The organism is Flavobacteriales bacterium (assembly GCA_021739695.1).
Lineage (GTDB): Bacteria > Bacteroidota > Bacteroidia > UBA10329 > UBA10329 > UBA10329.
This window is the reverse complement of the sequence record JAIPBM010000013.1, coordinates 21,328-43,304: the sequence shown is the minus strand read 5'-3', so window position 1 is coordinate 43,304 and position 21,977 is coordinate 21,328. Positions and strand designations below refer to the sequence as shown.

General features: G+C 44.6%; 25 protein-coding genes. 9 read left to right on the top strand and 16 right to left on the bottom strand.

Going from position 1 to position 21,977, the window contains the following annotated elements:
• Positions 1 to 54 precede the first annotated feature (54 nt).
• From K9J17_09765 to K9J17_09740, 6 genes are all read right to left on the bottom strand, one after another.
• The gene (locus K9J17_09765; protein MCF8277011.1) at positions 55 to 924 is read right to left on the bottom strand and encodes a hypothetical protein; all 870 of its coding nucleotides are present in this window, start codon (positions 922 to 924) and stop codon (positions 55 to 57) included.
• Positions 921 to 1,181, bottom strand: a complete 261-nt coding sequence (locus tag K9J17_09760; GenBank protein MCF8277010.1) for a hypothetical protein — start codon at positions 1,179 to 1,181, stop codon at positions 921 to 923. Before K9J17_09760 ends, K9J17_09765 begins: the two co-directional genes overlap by 4 nt.
• A gap of 237 nt (positions 1,182 to 1,418) precedes the next feature.
• Complete coding sequence (locus K9J17_09755) at positions 1,419 to 2,081, bottom strand: hypothetical protein (protein ID MCF8277009.1); 663 nt, start codon at positions 2,079 to 2,081, stop codon at positions 1,419 to 1,421.
• 24 nt (positions 2,082 to 2,105) lie between these two features.
• Positions 2,106 to 2,267 (bottom strand): hypothetical protein, encoded by a 162-nt coding sequence (locus tag K9J17_09750; protein ID MCF8277008.1) that lies wholly within the window; start codon positions 2,265 to 2,267, stop codon positions 2,106 to 2,108.
• A 68-nt stretch (positions 2,268 to 2,335) separates the two neighbouring features.
• A complete protein-coding gene (locus K9J17_09745; GenBank protein ID MCF8277007.1) occupies positions 2,336 to 2,560 on the bottom strand; it encodes a hypothetical protein in 225 nt (74 codons plus the stop codon).
• 648 nt (positions 2,561 to 3,208) lie between these two features.
• Entirely contained in the window at positions 3,209 to 3,640 is a 432-nt protein-coding gene (locus K9J17_09740; GenBank protein MCF8277006.1) for a hypothetical protein, read from the bottom strand.
• A 224-nt stretch (positions 3,641 to 3,864) separates the two neighbouring features.
• Between K9J17_09740 and K9J17_09735 the strand changes: the two genes are divergently transcribed.
• The 7 genes from K9J17_09735 (at position 3,865) to K9J17_09705 (ending at position 13,898) form a co-directional block, all read left to right on the top strand.
• A complete protein-coding gene (locus K9J17_09735) occupies positions 3,865 to 5,253 on the top strand; it encodes a hypothetical protein (GenBank protein ID MCF8277005.1) in 1,389 nt (462 codons plus the stop codon).
• A gap of 106 nt (positions 5,254 to 5,359) precedes the next feature.
• The gene (locus K9J17_09730; GenBank protein ID MCF8277004.1) at positions 5,360 to 8,980 is read left to right on the top strand and encodes a T9SS type A sorting domain-containing protein; all 3,621 of its coding nucleotides are present in this window, start codon (positions 5,360 to 5,362) and stop codon (positions 8,978 to 8,980) included.
• A 16-nt stretch (positions 8,981 to 8,996) separates the two neighbouring features.
• Positions 8,997 to 9,989, top strand: coding sequence for a T9SS type A sorting domain-containing protein (locus tag K9J17_09725; protein ID MCF8277003.1), 993 nt, complete (start codon positions 8,997 to 8,999; stop codon positions 9,987 to 9,989).
• A gap of 293 nt (positions 9,990 to 10,282) precedes the next feature.
• Positions 10,283 to 10,789 carry a DUF5706 domain-containing protein gene (locus tag K9J17_09720; GenBank protein ID MCF8277002.1) on the top strand — a complete coding sequence of 169 codons (507 nt, stop codon included), beginning with the start codon at positions 10,283 to 10,285 and terminating at the stop codon, positions 10,787 to 10,789.
• A gap of 1 nt (position 10,790) precedes the next feature.
• Entirely contained in the window at positions 10,791 to 12,059 is a 1,269-nt protein-coding gene (locus tag K9J17_09715) for a hypothetical protein (GenBank protein MCF8277001.1), read from the top strand.
• Positions 12,060 to 12,081: 22 nt separating this feature from the next.
• Positions 12,082 to 12,945 (top strand): T9SS type A sorting domain-containing protein, encoded by an 864-nt coding sequence (locus K9J17_09710; GenBank protein MCF8277000.1) that lies wholly within the window; start codon positions 12,082 to 12,084, stop codon positions 12,943 to 12,945.
• Positions 12,912 to 13,898 carry a T9SS type A sorting domain-containing protein gene (locus K9J17_09705; protein MCF8276999.1) on the top strand — a complete coding sequence of 329 codons (987 nt, stop codon included), beginning with the start codon at positions 12,912 to 12,914 and terminating at the stop codon, positions 13,896 to 13,898. Before K9J17_09710 ends, K9J17_09705 begins: the two co-directional genes overlap by 34 nt.
• A 32-nt stretch (positions 13,899 to 13,930) precedes the next feature.
• On the opposite strand, the gene K9J17_09700 is transcribed toward K9J17_09705, so the two are convergent.
• The 5 genes from K9J17_09700 to K9J17_09680 all read right to left on the bottom strand — a co-directional run bounded on the left by K9J17_09700 (position 13,931) and on the right by K9J17_09680 (position 16,848).
• Positions 13,931 to 14,197, bottom strand: a complete 267-nt coding sequence (locus tag K9J17_09700) for a hypothetical protein (GenBank protein MCF8276998.1) — start codon at positions 14,195 to 14,197, stop codon at positions 13,931 to 13,933.
• A 2-nt stretch (positions 14,198 to 14,199) separates the two neighbouring features.
• A complete protein-coding gene (locus K9J17_09695) occupies positions 14,200 to 14,529 on the bottom strand; it encodes a hypothetical protein (protein MCF8276997.1) in 330 nt (109 codons plus the stop codon).
• 100 nt (positions 14,530 to 14,629) lie between these two features.
• Complete coding sequence (locus K9J17_09690) at positions 14,630 to 15,055, bottom strand: hypothetical protein (GenBank protein MCF8276996.1); 426 nt, start codon at positions 15,053 to 15,055, stop codon at positions 14,630 to 14,632.
• A complete protein-coding gene (locus K9J17_09685) occupies positions 15,036 to 16,214 on the bottom strand; it encodes a ThiF family adenylyltransferase (GenBank protein MCF8276995.1) in 1,179 nt (392 codons plus the stop codon). Before K9J17_09685 ends, K9J17_09690 begins: the two co-directional genes overlap by 20 nt.
• Positions 16,189 to 16,848 carry a multiubiquitin domain-containing protein gene (locus K9J17_09680; GenBank protein ID MCF8276994.1) on the bottom strand — a complete coding sequence of 220 codons (660 nt, stop codon included), beginning with the start codon at positions 16,846 to 16,848 and terminating at the stop codon, positions 16,189 to 16,191. Before K9J17_09680 ends, K9J17_09685 begins: the two co-directional genes overlap by 26 nt.
• Before the next feature lie 470 nt (positions 16,849 to 17,318).
• On the opposite strand from K9J17_09680, the gene K9J17_09675 reads away from it, so the two are divergent.
• On the top strand, positions 17,319 to 17,720 hold the full coding sequence (locus K9J17_09675) for a helix-turn-helix domain-containing protein (protein ID MCF8276993.1): 402 nt from the start codon (positions 17,319 to 17,321) through the stop codon (positions 17,718 to 17,720).
• Positions 17,677 to 18,207 (top strand): ImmA/IrrE family metallo-endopeptidase, encoded by a 531-nt coding sequence (locus tag K9J17_09670; protein ID MCF8276992.1) that lies wholly within the window; start codon positions 17,677 to 17,679, stop codon positions 18,205 to 18,207. Before K9J17_09675 ends, K9J17_09670 begins: the two co-directional genes overlap by 44 nt.
• A 551-nt stretch (positions 18,208 to 18,758) precedes the next feature.
• On the opposite strand, the gene K9J17_09665 is transcribed toward K9J17_09670, so the two are convergent.
• The 5 genes from K9J17_09665 to K9J17_09645 form a co-directional block, all read right to left on the bottom strand.
• The gene (locus tag K9J17_09665; GenBank protein ID MCF8276991.1) at positions 18,759 to 18,950 is read right to left on the bottom strand and encodes a hypothetical protein; all 192 of its coding nucleotides are present in this window, start codon (positions 18,948 to 18,950) and stop codon (positions 18,759 to 18,761) included.
• A 204-nt stretch (positions 18,951 to 19,154) separates the two neighbouring features.
• Positions 19,155 to 19,727 carry a hypothetical protein gene (locus K9J17_09660; protein MCF8276990.1) on the bottom strand — a complete coding sequence of 191 codons (573 nt, stop codon included), beginning with the start codon at positions 19,725 to 19,727 and terminating at the stop codon, positions 19,155 to 19,157.
• A gap of 181 nt (positions 19,728 to 19,908) precedes the next feature.
• A complete protein-coding gene (locus tag K9J17_09655; protein ID MCF8276989.1) occupies positions 19,909 to 20,514 on the bottom strand; it encodes a DUF2490 domain-containing protein in 606 nt (201 codons plus the stop codon).
• 85 nt (positions 20,515 to 20,599) lie between these two features.
• Positions 20,600 to 21,235 (bottom strand): DUF4956 domain-containing protein, encoded by a 636-nt coding sequence (locus K9J17_09650; protein MCF8276988.1) that lies wholly within the window; start codon positions 21,233 to 21,235, stop codon positions 20,600 to 20,602.
• Complete coding sequence (locus K9J17_09645; GenBank protein MCF8276987.1) at positions 21,219 to 21,977, bottom strand: polyphosphate polymerase domain-containing protein; 759 nt, start codon at positions 21,975 to 21,977, stop codon at positions 21,219 to 21,221. The genes K9J17_09650 and K9J17_09645 overlap by 17 nt, the downstream gene beginning before the upstream one ends.

Genomic DNA, 21,977 nt, shown 5'->3' with positions numbered 1-21,977 from the left:
GCTCAGCTATAAACAAGTGTGACATCTCCAGTAAAATCTATCTTTCTGTCAATCTCATAATTTCACTTTCAAGTTTCCGCCAAACTGGTCTCCAGTATTGAAGTTGGGAGCGCCAGAACCTTTTTCATATCCGAATTCGAAGGCGATATTCTTAAGGACCTGAATTCCCAATTTAGCTTCTACCCTATAGTAATGGGCTGAGTTGATTAGGTCGTACCAATAAATGGCTTGAAGCCTCAAATGAATATTGAAGTCTCCTTGGATCGGTTTTAAGAGAACGGGGTTAAGGTTTGCCATAAGCTTTAGCCGTGCAATTCCATTGCCAATGGATTCAGCTGTCTGAGATGCATCACCGGCCGTCTGGTTCGCAAGAGTATCGGCCGTTCCTAAGCCCCCCACCTTGTTTCCTCCTTGAAAGTAGATTCCGAAATTGGTCTGGTTACTGAGCTTAAGCAAAGTTTTATTAGTAACGCCTCTCGAACCCGCTATAGCCTTATAAAAGGGTATCAAACCAATTTCACCTATGAGGTTGTAGTTTCTAAAATCCTTATTGGTTTCCAGGCCAACCGAATAGGGAATGACCCACTGCATCTTAGTAGGATCTAAAGCACCGTTAACACCAAAGACCGTGGTGGTATCGAAAAACAAGAACATTCCTGTTGCTTTAGCAACAAAGCCATTAAACATATCATCATTACCATATCGAATCTCAGCCTGTGGCTTTACATACATATACCACTTATGGCCAGCAGCTATTTGGGGCTTGTTCAGTACTGATTCATAAGACTCAAATAACTTTAAACCCAAATCAATTGCCCCTTGTCTTGTGCTTGTGCTAACCCCACCAACGCTAAGCGAAATACTTTCTTGAGCAAAGATGCTCAAAGGCAAGAACATCAACCAGCTGAAGACTAATCTCCTCATGACGCAAGAAGTTTATCAGCTAAGTCGGCCACACTCAATTCCATCCAGTTGTCAGGCCATGATTTTTGTGGTTCACCTCCTTTGTGCAGGTACAGCTTGATGCTATGGAAGTACATGGTTTTGGAATTGATATTGCCGATGCCATCATTCTCACTTAGCACCGTATTGTGAACCGTACTGTCTGAAAGAACAACGCCTTCATCGTTGTAGCCTTTCAAGTAGTATTTCATGGCACCTTTCAATTGATTTACTGTCATAGCCCCGAATTTTAAATACTGCCTACTCTATATTCCGTTTTCGGCTTCCCGGCTTAATGATTAAGTTGGTTTTGTATTTCTGAAAGTTCATTTCTTCTTCACAGGAGCATTGCCTCTATCAGGCCCTGATGGCTGACCAGGTTTTTTGCTTGGCCAATTGGGGTTGGGAGGGGTTGAAGGTTTCTGTGGTTTTGGTTGTGTCGGTTTGTTTTTCATGATGTTTTACTTGGTTAATTTCTATACTGAGTCCCATACGCTCATAAAACTCATTGCCTCACCCTCCAGTAGACACAGGTAGTCATTGGGCGATTGTTTCAAGCTCATAAAACTCATTGCCTCACCCTCCAGTAGACCTATATGTTCCTTCCCTAGTTTAGTTTTGGCAAATAGCTTATTATTCGGCACATCCAAAACCGCAAATTGAACATCCTTATAGTCCCGTTTCTTCAATTGTTCGTTCATAAGCAGAAGAATCAGGTCGACTTTTGTCTGAGACATCTTTTCTGCTTTGAAATAGAGTTTGATGGCGTATGGTTGGTCATTTATGAATAGGCCGATCTCTGGATTAATTTTAACCTCCAGACCATTCGACTTCCATATTTTTGAAGGAGGCTCAAACCATTCAATTTTCTTGCGCCCTAAGAACTTTTGGTATTGCTTAATGAGCCCAGGATAGAGATTGAGTTTCTTTAAATCTGTGAGTGAGTTTGAGATTTTGCTCAATTCTTTCTTCTCGGCATCAGCCATGTGAAACTCGATAATACCTTCTCTTAAGGGTTTCCAAAAGTCTTTGGCAGGGTGATAGTCTTCACGACTTTTTATCTGCTTGACCTTGGTGAATTTGGTGCCCCCCACTTTGGTTACATACTCAATAAAATCAGTTAGGGAAATGTTGGCCATTTGTTCCTTCTTTAGAGCTTATTGTTACTCGGCCAACTCAACCGAGCTGGGTAAGAATACTCCCAATTCGAGCTTGTTTCCCGTAAACCACTGACATACCAGATCGCCATCTGAATATCCAGCCCGCTTATGCGCCACGTTTTCAATTTTACTAGTGTCTACTCCAATTACCTTATTAATGGTCATTGTCAGGGCCTCCTGACTTCAAAACAACCACTTCACCTTGCTTAAAACTCATTGCTTTTCGTTCTAAATTATTTATCATAGGATTCATACAGATGACTGACACATGTTCCACATACCTGACGGCCAATTTCAGCACAATTCTTCCGAGCAGCCGATTCTGTGTAACAGGCGAACTTGTTTTCTGCACTGTCTGACGTGTCCGTTTTTTGGCATATGGATAGCTTTTTCGGAGTACAGGTTTTGTTAGTGTTCAGCGTGGCCTCGAACAGATGAAGTTCTTCCGTGTCCTTCATTTTTTTCAATGTGTATACAATTGTCATCTCTTCTTTTTTCTGTTAGTATCATTTAGGGAATCCCTACCAAGAGCGCTCTAACCAAGCTGTGCCTTGACGGCATCAATCTTGACTTTCGAGATTCTTGCCAGTGATACATTTGTATTTCCGTCAAGCTCCATATCTTCCGAGTTTGATGTGTCCAAATTGGATTCTATTTGTTGAAAAACACTTTTATTCGGGTATGATCCTTTGACAAGGATTATTACCCGTGATGACAATCATTACAACATTTAATACATCCATCAGCGTTCGCATACCCCCTTCTTTTTGCTTCGGTAACAGCGCCATGACAAGTGCTGTGCATTCCTAATGACTCATAGGAAATCAGCTGACTGTAGTGAACACAGCTTTCAGAGTGAACCTCATTATTATTGTTCGGATTGGAGTAGGTGCTTTTATTGATTCTGTATGATTTCATTTATCATTCGGTTGAGTTACTATTTCTGGAGTTAATCATGACTTGCATTGAGCTTGGTATAGAGACCGCGGTTTTTACTAAATATTGAGTTCGATGAGGACATCACCCAACCCTGACACTCTCGGTTGGGTGTGTCATAGGAATTGCATAGCGTATTCAGTGAGAATCACAGGTTTCATTGAGTCGGATTATCCGTATGTGTAACAATTATTTCCGCAAGGGCCTGAGCTACTCTCACAAGGACACTCGATCTTTACCGTATTTCCGCTGCCATCAACAAGTCGTACAGGACATTTATTGATATTATACGTATTCTGTACCCCTGGATCTGTTTCATTATCAGACCCAACAAATCGATTGGAGTCCGTTTTCTTAATTAGCTTCAACACTGGGTCGACCCCATCAAAATCAATGACTTTTGTGAAAACGCCATTGTCAGATAATGTTCCGATACAGAAATTATCTTTCTGACACATAAACGCTACCCCAGTACCATAAGTCTTCGTGAAAACAGTCGTACCGGTAGATGAAAGTTTAACGGTTATCGTAGAATTTGTGAACGACACCGAATGGGTATTAAGAGCGTAGCTGGAGGATTTGGTGAATGTATAATTTGACATGTTCTTTTTTTGTCAAAGAAATTCTAATCGTTGCTGTAACACCAAACAACATTTTTTCATTTCTTGCAGTGAAACTCCAGGACCGTAACATGAGAATTGACACGCTATACCAGTTTATACATGCCCTCGACAAAGGAGAACTTAGATATTGTAAAGAGCATCTCTCGCGAGAAACCGGAGGGTCTGCACAAATACGACTAAAGCTTTTTGAAATAATTAGTCGAATGAAACGATTCGATAACGACCTGTTGAATCGTGAAATGGCTTCAATGACAGTTGTTAGCCAACTATCTGTGCACAAATCAAGGCTTTATAACGCTCTTGTAAATCACGTGCGCCTACTGCGCGAAACTCGGGAACCAGGAGGTAATCTTTGGAGTATATATCACGAAGGGAAGTTACTCGTATCGTTAGGGTTGATTGATGAAGCTTTCAATGTTGTAAAAGCAGGAATAGCATCTGCTGTGAACCTTGAGGAGCTTGACCTTGAGGTGCTTTTAAGGGAATTGCTCAGGGAAATCCTTAAAAATTCGGACGATGCCTTAAAGGGTGAACAAATTACAGAGAACGAGTATCTTTTGGAGACGGCAGCCAATAAGCTATTGACCTCAATCAAATACACGCTTATCAACGATCGGATGTTTGCACTGAATCAAAAATTCCGACACTCAAATGATCCGTCAATAATCCGTGGAAAAGAAGAGTTAATAAATTCGGAACATCTTCGGAACATACATCTGGCAGACTCTTTACCATCTCAGCTGCGTTTTTATCGAACGTTGGCTGGTTATTATAGCAGCGGCAACGACACACTTAGATCCCTAGAGAACTATCATAAGTGCTTGGAACTGTGGGAGGCTAACCCAGGACGAATCCAAATGTATCCTCACATGTATCTCAGCATTTTGACCAATGTACTTGGAAAATTGATCATGTTAGGTCGCGTGAATGAGTGCCCGAAATATCTTGAGAGACTCGCAAATGTTGTCGTCTCAACACGAAAAGACAAAGTGCTCAAGTTTATTTACCTAGAGACTCAATATCATTTATATCACTTGAACACTGGAGGGTTTCAGGAAGCGGTCGAACGAGAGGAACGAATAGAAGAGGGATTACGAAATTTTGGACTTCAAGTATCTGAAAGCTTTCGCATATCTATACGTTACAACATTGGAATAGTGGCTCTGCTTTCCGGTAATTCTAGAAAGGCGCTATCTTGGTTTAACCAAATAAGAGGGTTGGGAACGCTGGAATCTAGACAAGACCTCCAAGGGATGGCCCGTTTGTTTAGGCTTTTACTGCTTTGTGAGGATGATTCAGTGATGAATTTCAGCCATTTTCTGAGAAACAGCAAACGTTTTTTTGGTAAAAAACATCCATCTTATACTCTTGAGACCATCGTATATTCATGGCTAAAAAAGAATCACGATAAACTATTTGGTCTGGAGCGAAAACGGTTGTATCAGGATTTGGCCAGTGAAGTTCAGGGCTTGGCGAATTCAAAAGTTGTTGGGGCAGAAGAGGTGGTTTACTTGGCCCAATCAAGAGCCACAGGTTCGAGTATCTCCGATCTATATCGAGAAAGTCTGGCGAGGCGGACCAATGTTACCTGATTTCAACGGCACCTGAGTTTCGGTGCAAGAAATGGAAATATGTTGTTTGACAGTGTGTTGTGGTTGGGATTCCTTTGAAGGATTCTAACCTCAAAACAGGAGCACCATGAAAATGATAATTAACAACAAATTTATGACTCAATGTAAACAAGCATTCATACTATCACTGATTCCACTTCTTACCAGTATTTCGGAGTTGCCTGTGCCTCTGCCTGCACCATCAGGCAGTCACTCCATCGCCATTTGTACCTCCGGTAGCCTGATTGGATTCGGAAACAACAATTCCTGCCAGATGGGAAATGGTTCCACTAGTTTTAGCGTTGACCCGCCTGTGGCGGTTTCTTCTCTAACAAATGTGGTTGCAACTTCTACTGGGGCCGGGCACACTTTGGCTCTCAAAGATGATGGAAGTGTTTGGGTGTGGGGATTCAACAATCAGGGGCAGTCTGCACAATCAGGTACAGCAGATGTCTGCTCTCCAACTCAGGTCAGTTCCTTAGGCTGTGCAGTAGCCGTTTCGGCAGGAGGAGCGTTCTCCATGGCACTTATGGCAGATGGGACCATTTATACCTGGGGGAGCAATTCCAACGGCCAGTTGGGTTCAGGTAGCATGTCGCCAAGTACGCGTTACACGCCTGCACAAGTAACCGGTATAACTAACGCCATAGCCATATCTGCAGGCTATCAGCATGCCATGGCCTTGCTAGACGATGGAACCGTAAAGGTCTGGGGCTATGGCTATGATGGCCAGATGGGGAATGGTACCAGTGGACCTACAGCTTCAAACAACCCTACACCGATCAGCCCAACCCTTGCAGGGGTTGTTCGTATCGAGGCAGGAGGCAATCATAATCTGGCACTTCAGAACGCAGGAAAACTATACGTGTGGGGCGACAACCTGAAGGGCCAGTTGGGTCTTGGTGACTACACGGACAGGACAGTGCCAACCAGTAGCAGTATCTCATCTGGTACCATCATCGATATGGCCGCTGGTATTGACCATACCATCATCCTCAACTCCAACGGCACGCTTAGGGTCTGCGGAAACAGTGTAAAACGTCAACTGGGCATCTGTTCAGGCGGCACATACAACACCGGGCAAAACGGTCCATCCATCAGTGGTATTGTAGATGTGCAGACCTCATCGTCTTTCGACCATAATCTGGCTATAACGAGCTCAGGTGCGCTTTATACCTGGGGGAATAATGATGCGGGTCAATTAGGCGTAGGCACCGGGCCGGGTTATGAATGCAACCCTCAGCATGTAAACTATTCCGGTAGTGGTGTATGTTCCGTAAAGCCTTCTGTTGATGTACAGCCGCAACCATGCTGCGTAGCGATACAGGATGAGGGCAGGACCACCTTGGAAGGAAGTTATGCTGCTGGCAGTATGTCTTACTACAGTCAAAATCTAGCGCTTACTGGCCCGATCACCCTAACAAGCGGTAACCATTACCTTGTGGACTGTGATGTGGTTTGCGAATCGGATGCTTCCATTACAATCAACAGCGGAGCAAAACTTTTCATCCAGTCAGGGTCACACCTATACGCCTGTGGCGATATGTGGCAGGGCATTGATGCCAAGACCGGAAGCCGTATTTCCGTGCAGTCCAGTTCTCTGATAGAAGATGCGGAAGTGGCAGTTGATGTGGAGTATGGAGCGCTCTATAATATCAACACCGCCATCTTCAATAAGAATTACACGCATTTCTATAAGCACATGCCATCGGGTTCGGTAGGTGGATTGACGGGCGATTATGTCATAGCCAAATCCAAATTCCTTTGCCAGACAACTGCCAGCATAGGTGGCACACCGGTGCATACCACGCTACTGGCACCCCATGCCGGGCAAAGAACAGATGTGGCCCTGTTAGCCGTAGGCGTGCCCAAGTTGCTGGTAGGCAATACCAATGCGGCCAATGCCAACACGGTTGACAATGCCAACTGGGGCATATTCGATTGGACAGTGGGCCGTGTGCAGGTAATGCACAACATACTGCGCGATATTGGCAATGGTGGTGTTTATGCCGTTTATGGCCCTGGCGCAGGTGGCGAGACCATCGACATCATTGACAATGACTTCCTTCGGATGCCGTACCCCGTTTTTTGTTACGATAACGACCATACGGTCCGTTCTCACATCAACTATAACTTCATTAACTTTGATGGAATGGGCACCCCACCCCCAACAGGCATGACAGGAATAACCTACGAGGAGATAACTCCAGCAAGCGGAGGCAATCTCAACTACGTGGACATTTCCGGGAACACTATTTACAAGGCACCGACAGGCATCCGCCTGGCAAACCTGCTTGGCGACAACAACAATCAGAAAGCCTCGATTTACGTTTTCGATAATAACATTACCCACCAGCAGGCTCAAGGCGAACAAGGTGCTGGTATTCGATTGGAGAACGTGGTGCAAAGTTCTGTGGTTGACAACGACATAAGCCACCCCACCAGTGCCACCAACTGGTGGGAGACCGCCATCCGCTCCACATCGGGCAGCAACGGCAATGGGTTCTATTGCAACTACATACACCACATTGGCAACGGAATGCTCTTCGAAGGCTACCAGACCACCAACACCACCGTGGCCAACAACGACTTTGAGGTGAACCACCGCGCCTTTATGATAAACTGGGGCGATGTGGGCCCACAGCCCAACGGAACAGGCATACCGCATGATAATGAGTGGATAGACACAAGTTATTGGGACGTGACCAACTACAAGTACACCACGCAGGTGTTGGGTACACACACCCATACCACCTCGTTCGATGTGCGCACGGCAGCACCTTCGGTGTATTATCCGAATGATAATAACATATATGACCTAGGCGGTTATCCTATCCCTCTGAGTGTCATAGGTAACTCGTGGCAATACGGATGTGTGGTGAACGGACTGCATGCCAACTTCAAGACCGATGGCTCTGAGGAAGTGACAGAACAGCCCGACTATACCAGTATTACTGAACCCACTGCTGCACAGAGCGAAAGAGAGGCCAATCAACAATGGATAGCCCAATACGGTTTGTATGGTCATCTGAAGCGTAATAGCTCGGTTGCAGCGGAGAATGTGTCGTTGTCCAACTTTCTTTCGGAAAACATAGACGGCAACATTGGCAAGTTGCAACGTATATTAGGTGCTTTCAACCAATCGGAAGGTGGCACCCTACAACAGGAAGCCGCGAGCAATTTGGTCAACATACAACCCATGAACAGTGTAGAACAAACACTGAAGGACGTGCTCACTGTGCTGTACGATAATGCGGGGGATATGCACAACATGTCTGAGGAAACAACGGCCCAGTTACGCGAGATCGCCATACGTTGTCCCCTTGATGATGGCATGGGTGTTTATATGGCTAGGGCGGCACTGCTGAAGGTAGATACCTTACCTAAGAATTACACCAATGAGTGCGAGCAGATCCCGCATTCAGACGAAGCCAAGAACAAAACCAGCGAGGGCAATACAAGTGATTGGATGGTATACCCTAACCCCAATAATGGACAATTGGTAATTGAGCATAACATGGCTCTTGATGAAGTGGGTATTGTAGAGGTTTTCGACCTTTCAGGAAGAACGGTATATCAGGCCAAACTCCAACCAAGCTCTTCGAACCAAGTTCTCCAAATGGAAGGCCTTCAGCCTGGGCTGTACCTTCTACGAGCAGTTGCAAACGGTTCGGTGAAACTATCAGAACAGATTTCCGTCATCAAGTAATATGCGGTCTGTTCCAATGATAGCAAGTATTTTGCTGTGCCTGAATATTCAGGCACAGCAAAATCTTGTTCCTAATCCAAGCTTTGAAGAGTACACAGAGTGCCCTTCAATGATTTTTCAGTGGCAATTGGCAGTCAACTGGACATCCGCGAATGGATTGTCTGCAGATTATTTTCATCGCTGTGCTCCAGAATCTGTGAATTATAGTGCTCATGTACCAAATAACATTCTTGGTTGGCAGCCGCCATATGAGGGAGACGCTTACATGGGCATTATAGCCTTTAGTGACCCAACAAGCGAAACCCGAGAATTCATACAGACAGAACTGGTGGACAGCCTAACGGCCGGAATCCGTTACGCTATTGGTTTTCAGGCATGCGCAGCCGATAGATTTCAATACGCGATCAGCACGCTGGGTGCGGCATTAACAGAAACTCCTCCTCCAGTAATTACAGTGGTAGGGCCGAACGGCATGGTCGATGCCAATCCGCAAGTAATGCTGGATGATCGCATTCCAATTACGGACACCGCCAAGTGGGTTCTGATATGCGATACGGTATTGGCACAGGGAGGCGAACGCTATCTGACCATCGGCAATTTCCATTTAGATGGAGAAAGTGATACTCTTCGCTTCAACCCGAACCAACCTCCCATCTATGGCTCACCCACCACATACGCTTACTATTATATTGACGATGTCTCCGTCATTGCTTTAGATAGTGTACCAAGTGGCATTGAAGAACAGGAAGCCCTTGGTTTTGAGCTTTGGCCCAACCCCGCAAAAGAGTTTGTGCAGTTCAGGATATCAGATTCCTCCGCTCGTTCCTCGGTCGGAATGACCTTGCAGGTGATGGATGCCGTGGGGCGTGTCCTGCGATATACCACGCTAAGGAGTGGAACTCAGGACGATCACACCATTGATTTGAGTAGCTTGCCATCTGGCGTCTACTTCCTAGAGCTTAAAGACACGGAAGGAAAACGGTCGGTAAGTAAGTTTGTGAAGGAATAGGTTAGACTCAAGGCTAATTAATCAGCACAATAGGTATTTCTCAATCAGTTGAATGCACTGCGTGAAAGAATGAAGTTGTCAATTATCTTCTTGATGGACTGCATAATTTTAACGCAAGCAGAGCAATCCTGTTTCCAAAGGTAATCTTGAAGAACGGTCATCTTCCTTCTAACGATAAACAGCACCTTCTTGCTGAACGGCACAGTGAATGATTAGATATTGATTATAAGAACCAGAAAAGGGGCGGATACAATAATTGCTTACTAGTAAAGCGATGACCAAAAGGGAGTAAGATGGAAGAACATTACCGCATGATTTTGCAGCGAATTGACGGTTACGCGGAAGGCGTAAACACCAAAGGGACGGTAATCGTGGCATTTAATACGTTTCTATTCGGAACCGTGGTTGCTCAACAAAACGAATTAATGCAGCTTGCTGATGCCAGCAGCTATCCAAAACTGATACTTGGGCTGTTGGTGGTAATGTTTCTACTTGAAGTTGCTTCTACCTTTTTCGTTGGAATGGCTGTATTTCCTTACCTAAAGAGTGGAAACTCCCATCAGGCTGACTATCGGTCGCATATCTTCTTCAAGTCAATAGCAGAGTTCAAAACAGAGAAGGAATTTCTCATTTCTTGTGAGGAATACCAGCCTGTGAATTATCTGGAAGACCTGAAACATCAGATATATGTCCTTTCTAAAGGATTGACCAAAAAGTACGAGTGGATAGGTTATGCGATGTGGGCTTTTTTCTTAACACTAATTATCATCACCGTCATAGCTGCACTAATAACATTTTAGCATGGATCTATTTAAAAGTCGACTGGACGGCATTAACAATATTATTCAGGGGAACTATCCAAAATCTTATTCACAGTACGATATCAATCTTTCAAGGTCGGTTGTTTCTGAGGGGATCCAAAAAGGAATGACTGGGATTGCTGGTTCCTCGGACACAAAGGTTTCTACAAAGGTAAATTATGAAGAATTGGAAACATTGTATGGAACTCATAGGTTTTCGTTTTCTGAACCACATATTGGACCACATCCTGACTTTGCGCACTTGGGTCATAATGATTACCTCAACCATTATGCTGTGTCGATGTTCATCGACATTAAAGGATCAACTTTTCTTTCCAACAAATATGACCTACTTAGGGTGCGCCTTATTAAAGATACCATACTTACTCTGGCAATTGAGGTCTGCTCGTTTTTTGGCGGTCATATTCAACGATTGCAAGGTGATGGCGTGTTCGTCTATTTCGTAAGAAGTGAAATGGACTCAAGAGATGCGGTGATTAACGCCTTGAATGCGTCTTCCCTTCTCACGTACATGATGCGATTTAAGGTGGCGGAATTCTTTGAACGTGATGGTGTAAATGCTCCTGGAATTAGGGTTGGGATTGATTATGGCCCTGCAGAAATGACCTTATGGTCTTACTACGGCTTGGCTTATTGCAATGAGCTTACAACAACAGGACTTCATACAGACCTAGCTGCCAAGCTACAAGCAAAAGCAAGTCACAACGGAATCATGCTTGGTCAGAATGTAATTCAAGAATTAGACCTAACCGATGCACTGGTCAGCTTCGATAGTTCTGAACTTTATATTTTCAACAATTCCTACAGAATGTATGAATTTAAGTGGGCAGATTATCTGAAGTCGTTCGATTTCTTCAAAAACGACAGTAACGGAAGGCTTGTCATGGAACCACCTGTTTACAAGCTACGTTGCGAAATCGCTGAGAATGAAAATGCCCCGTTTGTTGAATACCATCAGAATCTATACTCAATTCCGAAAGACTATAAAGTCCGGTTCACGCTGCTGGAAAACGGTCATGAATACACCCTGAAAACGGCCCATGGAGAATCAATCAAGTGGGAAATCAATAACTCTGGGAAAGAAGCTAAGGATGACAATAAACCTATTGAGGTCATGAAGGATTCGGATAATCAAACTCAATGTGAAGCAAATGCCAAGTACCTAGGCCATCATTACATGAGGTGTCGTATTCTAAGAAGCGGTTCAATCACAAATGTCAACGTGAAATTTCCAGTGTTTGTAAGGTAAGAAAACGTTAAAGAACTTTGTATTGCATGTTCTCCATGACCCAATTTCTGCGATCAATTATCCGCAGGAACGGGCTTGGATACATAAGTACCATCTGTATCAGCTACTGGATGCCCGCCAAGAACTGCGCAGCAAGCACCCTGTCATCACGGCCTTTTACGTCAGTTGCCGCACGGCCAATGCCGGCCGTCTATGGCAGGCGCACGATGCACTTCATCCGGGTCAGGCAGGGCTGGCAACATCTCATGCACAGCAGGAACTTGCATCCATCAATACAGCGTTGAAACCAGAGATTGCCTTACGTGATGTATTGGAGATCATGATCGACAACGCAGCAGACCAGCAGTACGCTACCGATAGCATACTCTACCGAGCACAGCAATGGTTGCAGCAAGTTCAGGGCGTGGAATCGGTCCAAACAGCTACCCCCTCTGCCCTTGTCCGCACCCGCACGCTCAATGCCGAGCAATACGCTACCGTGGCCGAGCTGGCAGAGCAATGCCCCTATGAGTATGGCCCGGCCGTATACATGGCCCGTGCACTATTGTTGCGCAACGACCGTCTGCCACGCATGTACCGCAATGCCTGCGAGAACAATGAAAAACGCGATGAGGAAGGAGGCATCACAGATACTGTAGACGAACGCTCTTACAAGCTCTACCCGAACCCGAATACAGGAGAGTTCACACTATTGCTTAACCTGACGGATAATGACCTTTCGACAATGCAGGTTTGGAGCATCTCTGGTCAGCAGGTGTTAGACACCAGACTTCAGAACGGCAACAACACAATCAACCTGAATGTGGCCGAAGGGCTATATCTTTACAGGGTAACTGTAAATGGCACAACGCAATGGACAGGAAAGGTCTCCATTACTTCACCTTGATAGGGTTGACATTGATTCTGAGCCTGCATATGCAGGCTCAGAATCTTGTTCCGAACCCATCGTTTGAAGAGTACACCGAATGTCCAGAGCATACTGGAAGCATAGCAAATGCTCTTCCTTGGTATAATGTACGTTCATCATGCGACTACTACCACGAATGCGGTTCTAATGGAGCCGGTATACCTATAGGCTATGGAGGAGGAGGATATGCAAGTACCGGGCTAGCGTATGCAGGGTTTAAGGTGTGGTGTATCAATGACGTTTCAGGAATTAATCGAGAGATATTAGGAATAGAACTTATTGACACCCTTACGGTGGGAGAGACATACCGCGTTGAATTCTATTTGAGCATGTCTGACAGCATGTGGTATGCCAGTAAAAATGTGGGAGCATACTTTTCTGTAGTGCAGCCAAATGAAGCCATTGGTAGCGTAGAGAGTTATCAGCCACAAGTACAATATAATGGCGAGTTCATTACCGACAAGGAGGGGTGGACACTCGTATCAGGAACCTTCGTGGCTCAGGGCGGAGAACGTTTTTTGAGCATCGGCAACTTCGACAAGTATGAGGATACAGAAATCTTGTTTGTATCGGGTGGCGGGATCAACCCTTGGTATTCTGATATCTATTGGAGTTGTTCGGAATATTTCATAGATGATGTATCAGTAGTACCGAGCACTACCGCTGTGCACGAGGTGGCTGTTGCAGAACCTACATGTACACTCTATCCGAACCCGAATACGGGTGTTTTTACCATTGAACTGGATTTGAAGGAGAAAGAAAATGCCCAACTACAGGTTTGGAACCTTGCGGGGCAACAGGTACATGCTCAGTTGCTCAACCGTGGTATGAATGCGCTGCAAATGGATGCTGCCGAAGGGCTGTATCTTTATGGTATAACAGTAAACGGAGAAACACGATGGACTGGAAAAATAACGGTCACTTCGGAATAGCGATGGGCAGTCACCCAAAATAAGTTCAAGGACTAACTGGCATCCAAAATGTCTACAACTAAAGTCCATTCTATATGTCCAGAATGGATAAGGTCTTTCTCATCCATTGCTTTCAGCTCCTCCGCCTTTTTACGCTCTTCCTCATTCGGACTGTGCGGATAGATTTCCCGAAGGCCCTTTCCAGTATAATGAACCAAATGACGTCCGTCTTTAGTCACACGAATAACTCCGTAGTTCTTTGTCGTGTCGTCTCGCATGGTGAGAACACCTGCGTGACCTTCGTTTACTTGAAATTTCATAATCATCTCATTTTTTTTCCAGTGTGTGCATTTATTCGAGTGATAACCCGGTTTGAGTCAACCAACGCAATGACTGCTGTTGCACGGTTCTTTGTGCTTTTGCTTTTCAAACGGCCCAACTCCTTTGAAGTCGGCATCTTCGGCTTGCCCTTGGAAGAAGACTTCACTTGCACAAAATGCTTCCTGCCGTTAGCAAATTGAACCTTTAGGTCTTCTGCTCCTCTACTTCCTGGATTTTGTTTGACCTTGGCGGAAGTGGTCTTTTTTAAATGTGCCGCGACTCTCCTTTCGGCTGCGACTCCTTTACTGTAATTGTCTTTTTTTACTGGCATTGTATTGAGATTTGCTTTAACTATTTGATTGTTTCTGTACTTTGTTTAATGAGGGGATTGAATTCTCAATCCCCTCTTAATATTCATAAAACCTGCCGTATCACCAATTGAACCATCGCTTCCAGAAAGGAAGAGTTGTCTCTTCCGGAATTTCTTCTTCTGTCTCCATTGGCTCTTCTTTTGGAACATCCTTTCGATAGTATTCCTCCTTCGCGACACGATCTATCCTATTGCTTGCATCAACCCGCTTTCTTGACCATTGGCCGGACCACTCAACTTGATTATCCTTTATCCAATAATGCGATTGACAAGGCAAACTCCAATTGCCTATTGAAGGACTTAGGCTAATAGTCTCACCATCGAATGAAAGCTTCCAGTCAGTCGGTGTAATCGGTGTCACCACTTCGCTACCACATCCACAACAACAGAGGTGGATGGCGGTTCCGTAAGTAACGGATACGTAGACTACTCCCTGAGTCAAGTTCTCAGGAATGGACTCACAGAACTTATGCTTCAACTGTTGCATCGCAGATAACTGAATTTGCACCAATCAAATACACTGAATTCATCTCATGTTCAGCGTCCTCATAGAAGCCATATAGCTTCTTCCATCGAATCACGGCAAAGCTTGCGTTAAGTGCATTCAACTCTGCAATCTGGATGTTGGTGGAATATGCTTTGTCTTCATCGTTATCCGACATAGAAACTCTTGCTGCCACGTGGTCTTGATGCTCAACCGTGCTAGTCGTTGTACGGATCATTCCGGTCAACGCACCATCTTGTGGCACATTAACACCGATGCCAACATCAATGAACGGTTTTCCTAAACTTTGAAGTCTATCAACGATATACTTCTTAACACCCCCTTTATCCATGCAGATGAACACAAAATCCAATCCGTCAAAAACATGAAGATTTCCTTCATCAATGTAATCGGGGAAATCAACTATGCCCTTGTGCATCCGTGAATAAACCTGTTTCAGATACTCTGTCTTGGGTAGAGTCAAATTCAAAGTTTCCAAGTCAGGTGCGCCCGGTGCTCTAAAAGCATTGTGCGCAAGGAATTTATCTCCGTCAAATAGGTGAATTTCCTTAACTGGACACTTCGCAACGAAATCCAAAACGTAGCTGCCAGTTCCTCCAAGCCCAACAATACCTATTCTTAAATCAGACAGCCGTTGTGAAATCGCGCTAATGTTAGCGCGGCTTGAATTAGTGTCGGGATAATTAAATACAGAGTTTGATTCTTCTGTTTCAATTACACGAAATGTCCGAGCATCTATCTCTGGATTCATTGACCGAACAGGGGCAGAAATGACATTGATATAAGACGTCATCTTTGCATGAAAGTCAGCGAATCCACCTTGCGGCTTGTTGGAGAATGAGCGATTTACAGTCAATCCCTCTGCAAGCACTTGGGCATTCATCCCATGTTTAAGTGCTTCTATCTCGCTACCATCCTTATTGCAAGGCTGATCACCGATAAAGAAAACTACGTGATTATTTGGTTGCGCAGCGCGGTTCCCAGACACGGTTAGCGGTGAGACCAAGGTTCCATACCCGATACTCCTTGCGGAGTTCAGGTATGGAACACTATGGATCAGAAGATGCGCTCCACGCACCTCTACTTCATACCCTTCATCCCGAAGGGTTTTGAGATCAGGACTTGTTTGTATGAGCGACATGGAATTCCATTTTATCGGTTACACAAACAATATCACCCTTCACCATCACGCCTTGAGGATTTTCTCTCGGTCCTTTTCGGTACGTAACCGTGTAGATATCCCTCGGATTGGTAGAGATTGTACCAAAAGCAAGTATCACAACCTCATCGAAAGTGATTTTAGGTTTGCTCCACTCCTTTGGTCTGGAGTTCACAAGAATGATCATTGAACCATCCTCCTTACAGGCGAGAAACTTCATCCCGTTCCGAATACGGATTTTCACATCAGGATCATTCTCATAGCTAATCTCCTTTCCACCACGTAGTTCCTTTAAGAAGAACTCCGAAACCGAGAAGCCAGCTTTCGTCAAAATCTCACTTACGGTAAGTTCACTTTCTAGGGTTTCCTGCGCAACGTCATTAACCTCGTAGTGGACAGCCTTCAAGCGTTTGGCCTGAAAGTGCTCAATTTCTGGTTGACTAAGGTCAACCGATTCATCAGGCCTGATATACTCGAAGTCCTTCTTCTGTATTTTCAGTAAGAGCTCAAACTCTTCGACTGGTGTCAGATCAGCAATTTCAAGGATTTCCTTACCTGTCAGTACGGTTTTTGTGGTCTCGTACTTACGACCGTTCAAAATGTAAATAGACGTCATTTTATAGTTTTTATGACTGCCTCAACTCTTAAAGACCTTAAGAGGCGTTAATCCGGCCCAGACTTGGGCATTACGTTTGAGTAACGATAGAATCATTACATTTGTAATACCGAAAAGGGGGTATAATGAGGTTGATAAGCCTCATGCGCTGTCCAAAGCAAATTCCCTTAAATTTTTTACCCAGTTGGTAGTGTCACCTACCTTCTGGGTTTTTTGTTTCTCTATCGGCTATTGGGTTTATGCTGGTTTCTTATTATTACAATTCACTGGATGTAAAAGTAACGACAATTTTTGGGTCGGTTGCTTCTTTATTTGCATTTTCTATTTAAAAAGTTAATTCGAACTTAAAGCATTTACACACAAAATAGGTTATGTGTAAAGTTTAACCTTACATGATAAGATTGAGTATAATTACATTACATGTGTTGTACGTTACAAATCAGTTATTATCATTGCCTATCTTTAAGCAAATGACAGAGACGGAAAAGAATCAGATTTATGTGCAATTGGGATACAGGATTAGAGATGCTAGAGAAAAAGCTGGCTTAACTCAAGCCCTGCTAGGGGAAATTCTAGGCCTGTCGCGTGTTTCAATTGTCAATATTGAAAAAGGCAAACAACGACCTCCATTGGATACGCTGTATCGAGTTGCAGTTGCAACCAATGCTCGGTTGATTGATTTATTGCCAATTGCAAGTATAACCCTGGATGAGGAACCTCAGTATAATGAGATGTCGACTTTTGAAAATCAACTAGCTGATTTTAACGGAACAATAAAGGATAATATTAAGCAGTTTATCTTAGACACCCGAAACACAACCACATCACATGTATCTAGCTTCAATAGAATCAAAAGCATCAAAAATTCTTGATGTTGAGCCTGTTGTTAAGTTGCCTATTCCAATTATCAAGATTGCTACAAGGCTTGGTCTCACAGTAAGCCCTTATGACCTTGTCGAGGGAGTGTCAGGCGTTCTGGTTCTGGAAAATGGTAAGGGGACGATAGGTTATAACCCAAGAGAGTCTAGTGTTCGTCAACGATTTACAGTGGCCCACGAGCTTGGTCACTATCTACTTCATGCTAACGGAAATGAAGTGTTTGTAGATCACAAGTACAAAGTAATGTTTAGAGATGAAAAATCGTCAACAGGCGAGGATAAGAGAGAGCAAGAAGCAAATGCTTTTGCGGCTTGCATACTAATGCCAAAGGACCTTGTAGAAAAAGAAATAAGCAAAAACGAATTTGATTTAGCAGATAATGATTCTTTGAAAAAACTTGCAAAGAAATTTGATGTTAGTTCTATTGCAATGTCGATTAGACTTGCTAACCTCGGTCTTTTTGGCTCGAAGCATTTCTGAATCATATATGAATAAGTGTTCCGAAGGATTACTTGTTCATGATACCAACCAAATAGTTTTCTGCTCAATTCAGAGAGACGGCTTTGCTAAGTGACGATGACCTCCAATGTCTCAATCCCGCGTTCCGTATAGTTGAAGGTGCCAAAACCAATTCGCTTTCGGGATAATTGAGAAATCAATATGGCTTGTCCATCGAAAGAAAATAGAACTTGAGGGATGGATGATTAAGGAAGAAGGCCTTCCAAAGACACCACCGAGTGTATGAAAATCCAAAGAGGCTGCCTCATAACCGAGGCAGCCTCTTCAGCCTTTGCCTGAATTATGTTCTATAATGCGCTCTTCTGGTCTCTTTCTGCTCGCGTAGAGTAGATGTATAAACTAGATAGTATTAGAATAACGAATATCAAAATGGCGATATGCGAATTAGTTCCCTCCCTTGGAATGGTATCGCCAGCATGAAAGGGTACGTAAGCAAATTTTATGACGTTCATAGCTGTTGTTCTAGTGCGTTAAGGATGATTTCAAGTCCATCGATATGGTCTTCAACCGTTTTATGGGTCTCCCTTCAGAGGCAGCATTTTGAGGAACACGCTCATTCCTTCCTGATGCGAGCATCCGACAATAAGTCTAGGAGCCAGCGTATATCCCCCTCCATGCATTCGGTCTATCGAAACCCAGAAGCAACTGCTTCTGAACATGAACTCATACGTATCGCCTATTTTTATTTCCAACTTCTCAGACATCCTTAATCACAGTAAGCTCCATGTAAGTCGGTACACTGCGTTGTGGTTGAGCCTATGACCAACGAGTCGGGGTCGATCAGCGTATTTACCTCTTTGCTCGACACACTTTTGCGAGAGGAATGATCAAGAATGAGAACGAGTAATAGTCCCACATTCAGGGCGAGCCCGACCAACCCTACCTTTTTCATCACGTCCCTTGTCAACTCAGTTGGGCTTGTATAGACCCTTCACCTGATATTCTTTCCCCCCGAGGTCGTTGGCCAACTCTTTGTAGTACACCCCTTCTGAATACCAGTAGACGGCTCCATCGATCACTACGCGATGAGAATTAGGAGGAAGTTCTGTAACCAGTGTGCCCATGGGAAAAGAAACGACCTCGAACTCCCCGATAAGCGTGGTCTGATAGAAGACCCCCTGATAGAGGTAATAAACCTCTTCACCGAGTTTGATGATCCTATAGCCAATAGGAAGGCACAGGATCCGAATGCCAATTGGTGGGTCAACCTTCTTGAACGTGCTGTCCCCATCCCTTACGTGATATTGCCCGTCTCCAAAGAAATATCCCTGTCCCTTATACGGCACCCATGACCAATCTCTCGGAAGTCCCTCAAGTGAAGAGCTATTTACGCTGGCGGCACTACGTTGAGGTAAGTATTCCAACGGATCGCGTTCCTTTTGTTTCTTCTTTGACTGACCGATACTCTGGGAATTCAATAGGAATGCCCCTATCAGTATCGTAATGACCGCCAAGGTTCTAAAACTCTGATGTCTATCCATGCCTTACAATGGTTGGTTCTTGGGACATTTAAGTTAACCTGCGGGTATTGGCTTTTTGAAATGAAATAGATGAACAGACTAATGGCATAGACGTTTGGGAGCTTTCCATAGATTTCCCATAATGCTGCCCATGTGTTCAGAAGGTCAAGGCATCAGGTCGGCATTCTCAGCGTTTCAAGCCTCAGTCAGTCTTTTTCTTCTTGGGCCGTTTCCACTCGTATGCATACTTGAAACCGACCACATTCTGAAACTCCGGAATCCTGTCAGAATGATCGGTCTGCAACATGTAGAAGATCTCAAATTCCTGTCGTTTCGGCAGATCAACTTCTAAGAATGCCCGATAACGGAATTTGTTCGCGCCAGCCTGTGTCGGGTCTTCCACCCTTATGAAGGTTTCGAACTCTATTCCAGGTGTGAGTTTTTTCAGCTTCCGATATTCCATGCTCAGTTTCAACCGGACGAACACCGGGCTTCCTTCCGGCTCCAACCGTTCGTTGATAAGGTACTGTGAAGGGGAATGCTGAAAGCGGGCTCTCAATGCCGTTTTCAACTTCCAGATGCTTAGGCTGTATCCAATGTCAACATTATAGCGGTGGTCTGGGCTGAACCTGTGATCCTGCTGCTGAACCCATGACAGTCGATATGCTGCTCCCACATCAAGTCCTTTTGGCAGATCATAGCCAAGGCCCAGTTCCGTGAATGTCTCTTCCACGTGGCTGGAGCTGTTGTTCAAACGGACCTGCTGTTGAAGGGAGGCTTTCAGGTTCTTCGTAAGCTCTCCCTTCATCTCCAACCTGTGCCACGTTACGAGATCCCATTGCTGTGCCTTGCTGACCAACGCGCCTATAACAAACAGGGGGATGAGACCCCACTTACACATCCTTGTCCTCAAACGAACCGGCCTGGTTCTCATCTTCAAAGAAGAATATCTTCACAATTGCGGTGTCTCTCAAAAAGTCAATCCGACCGACCTGTACCCGTGTGATCTTCAACCCTGTCCGATGCTCAAGGTCTTGGGTCAGCAGTTCCCTTTTTTCGGGTTTGATCAATTCAATATTCTCGTAAAGGATCGTTTTGGTGATCTCATGGCGTAAGAGCCATTTCTTTTCCAAGAGGAATGTAACGCCCATAATGACCAGATTGGTGAACATCAGTTCAGTGTAGCTGATTTTTTTGTTGGCCAATGCGTTGATAACGGCCACGGCAATGACCACAAAGAGATAGGTCATTTCCTTGATGGCCAATGCCTCGGTCCTGTACCTTAGTATGCCAAAAATGGCGAAAAGACCGAATGCAAAGCCCAGCTGCAGCTTCACCCCGCTCAGTAGATAGCTCAGAAAGAAGATGAGCAGGTTGAAGATGAAATAGGTGAACAGGTAATCCTTGCGGTTATGGACAGGATAGTAGATCTGTCTGATAATGACATAGGCCACCACCACGTTGATCAACAGTCTGATCAACAGTTCCAAGAAGTCCTGATGATAGAGCGGACTACCAAATATTTCCATCTGCTGAGATCTTATTGAGTTTTCTAAGTTTCGGCTTATAGTTATTGTACCTGTCCGTCTTGTTTGTCAGTATCATTCCCAAACAGTATTTGCTGAGTGACGAAGCGTAAATGCGCTCTCGTTTCAGAGCAACCAATGCGGGGGTTCGTCCGTGCACATGGGCAGACCTTTTGTGTTCGATTATGACAAACTCATCCGTCTCACTGACTCCTTGGTCTGAGCGGAAGGATAGCTGGAGATCGAAGGTGATACGCTCATTGTGTTCCAGTCCGACAAGGGTGATCCGATGAAAATCAACCTCAATGTGCGCTTTCAGTTCGCCTGAGGCAATGGATGTGTTCTCGGTCAGAAAATGGGCCTGTCTCTCTCCGATAATGTTCAACTGTCGGCCTGAGGGAATCCGCGACTTGATGGTATTTCCCTTATTGGTCTTCTTCTTTATCTCGAAGAACTGCGTATCACTTCCAACATACTGGCGCGCCCTGACCTTCAATCTGTTGGGCTTACCCCGCAAGTGTTGGTATAGGAAATCTTGCTCTTCGGTATCGAAATACACGGTACGGTACTGGAATATGCGTTGATCATCGATCTGCATCACCTGATATGACGCGCTCAATTCCTTCAGAACGGACCATACAGCGCTCTTGGGAGCAAGGAATTTGGTGTCAACCCTGTTCATGAGGGCCACTGCATCCATATCATTCAGAGAGACCTGGGTGTACGTTGATAATATTTCGGCCAC

Coding starts and splice junctions, on each gene's coding strand:
- K9J17_09660 (MCF8276990.1), bottom strand. CDS start 19,727: ATGGATAGACATCAGAGTTTTAGAACCTTGGCGGTCATTACGATACTG.
- K9J17_09750 (MCF8277008.1), bottom strand. CDS start 2,267: ATGACCATTAATAAGGTAATTGGAGTAGACACTAGTAAAATTGAAAAC.
- K9J17_09720 (MCF8277002.1), top strand. CDS start 10,283: ATGGAAGAACATTACCGCATGATTTTGCAGCGAATTGACGGTTACGCG.
- K9J17_09655 (MCF8276989.1), bottom strand. CDS start 20,514: ATGAAGGGAGAGCTTACGAAGAACCTGAAAGCCTCCCTTCAACAGCAG.
- K9J17_09765 (MCF8277011.1), bottom strand. CDS start 924: ATGAGGAGATTAGTCTTCAGCTGGTTGATGTTCTTGCCTTTGAGCATC.
- K9J17_09695 (MCF8276997.1), bottom strand. CDS start 14,529: ATGCCAGTAAAAAAAGACAATTACAGTAAAGGAGTCGCAGCCGAAAGG.
- K9J17_09685 (MCF8276995.1), bottom strand. CDS start 16,214: ATGTCGCTCATACAAACAAGTCCTGATCTCAAAACCCTTCGGGATGAA.
- K9J17_09675 (MCF8276993.1), top strand. CDS start 17,319: ATGACAGAGACGGAAAAGAATCAGATTTATGTGCAATTGGGATACAGG.
- K9J17_09755 (MCF8277009.1), bottom strand. CDS start 2,081: ATGGCCAACATTTCCCTAACTGATTTTATTGAGTATGTAACCAAAGTG.
- K9J17_09680 (MCF8276994.1), bottom strand. CDS start 16,848: ATGACGTCTATTTACATTTTGAACGGTCGTAAGTACGAGACCACAAAA.
- K9J17_09705 (MCF8276999.1), top strand. CDS start 12,912: ATGGACAGGAAAGGTCTCCATTACTTCACCTTGATAGGGTTGACATTG.
- K9J17_09740 (MCF8277006.1), bottom strand. CDS start 3,640: ATGTCAAATTATACATTCACCAAATCCTCCAGCTACGCTCTTAATACC.
- K9J17_09700 (MCF8276998.1), bottom strand. CDS start 14,197: ATGAAATTTCAAGTAAACGAAGGTCACGCAGGTGTTCTCACCATGCGA.
- K9J17_09715 (MCF8277001.1), top strand. CDS start 10,791: ATGGATCTATTTAAAAGTCGACTGGACGGCATTAACAATATTATTCAG.
- K9J17_09760 (MCF8277010.1), bottom strand. CDS start 1,181: ATGACAGTAAATCAATTGAAAGGTGCCATGAAATACTACTTGAAAGGC.
- K9J17_09690 (MCF8276996.1), bottom strand. CDS start 15,055: ATGCAACAGTTGAAGCATAAGTTCTGTGAGTCCATTCCTGAGAACTTG.
- K9J17_09745 (MCF8277007.1), bottom strand. CDS start 2,560: ATGAAGGACACGGAAGAACTTCATCTGTTCGAGGCCACGCTGAACACT.
- K9J17_09725 (MCF8277003.1), top strand. CDS start 8,997: ATGATAGCAAGTATTTTGCTGTGCCTGAATATTCAGGCACAGCAAAAT.
- K9J17_09650 (MCF8276988.1), bottom strand. CDS start 21,235: ATGGAAATATTTGGTAGTCCGCTCTATCATCAGGACTTCTTGGAACTG.
- K9J17_09670 (MCF8276992.1), top strand. CDS start 17,677: ATGTATCTAGCTTCAATAGAATCAAAAGCATCAAAAATTCTTGATGTT.
- K9J17_09730 (MCF8277004.1), top strand. CDS start 5,360: ATGAAAATGATAATTAACAACAAATTTATGACTCAATGTAAACAAGCA.
- K9J17_09665 (MCF8276991.1), bottom strand. CDS start 18,950: ATGTCTGAGAAGTTGGAAATAAAAATAGGCGATACGTATGAGTTCATG.
- K9J17_09735 (MCF8277005.1), top strand. CDS start 3,865: ATGAAACGATTCGATAACGACCTGTTGAATCGTGAAATGGCTTCAATG.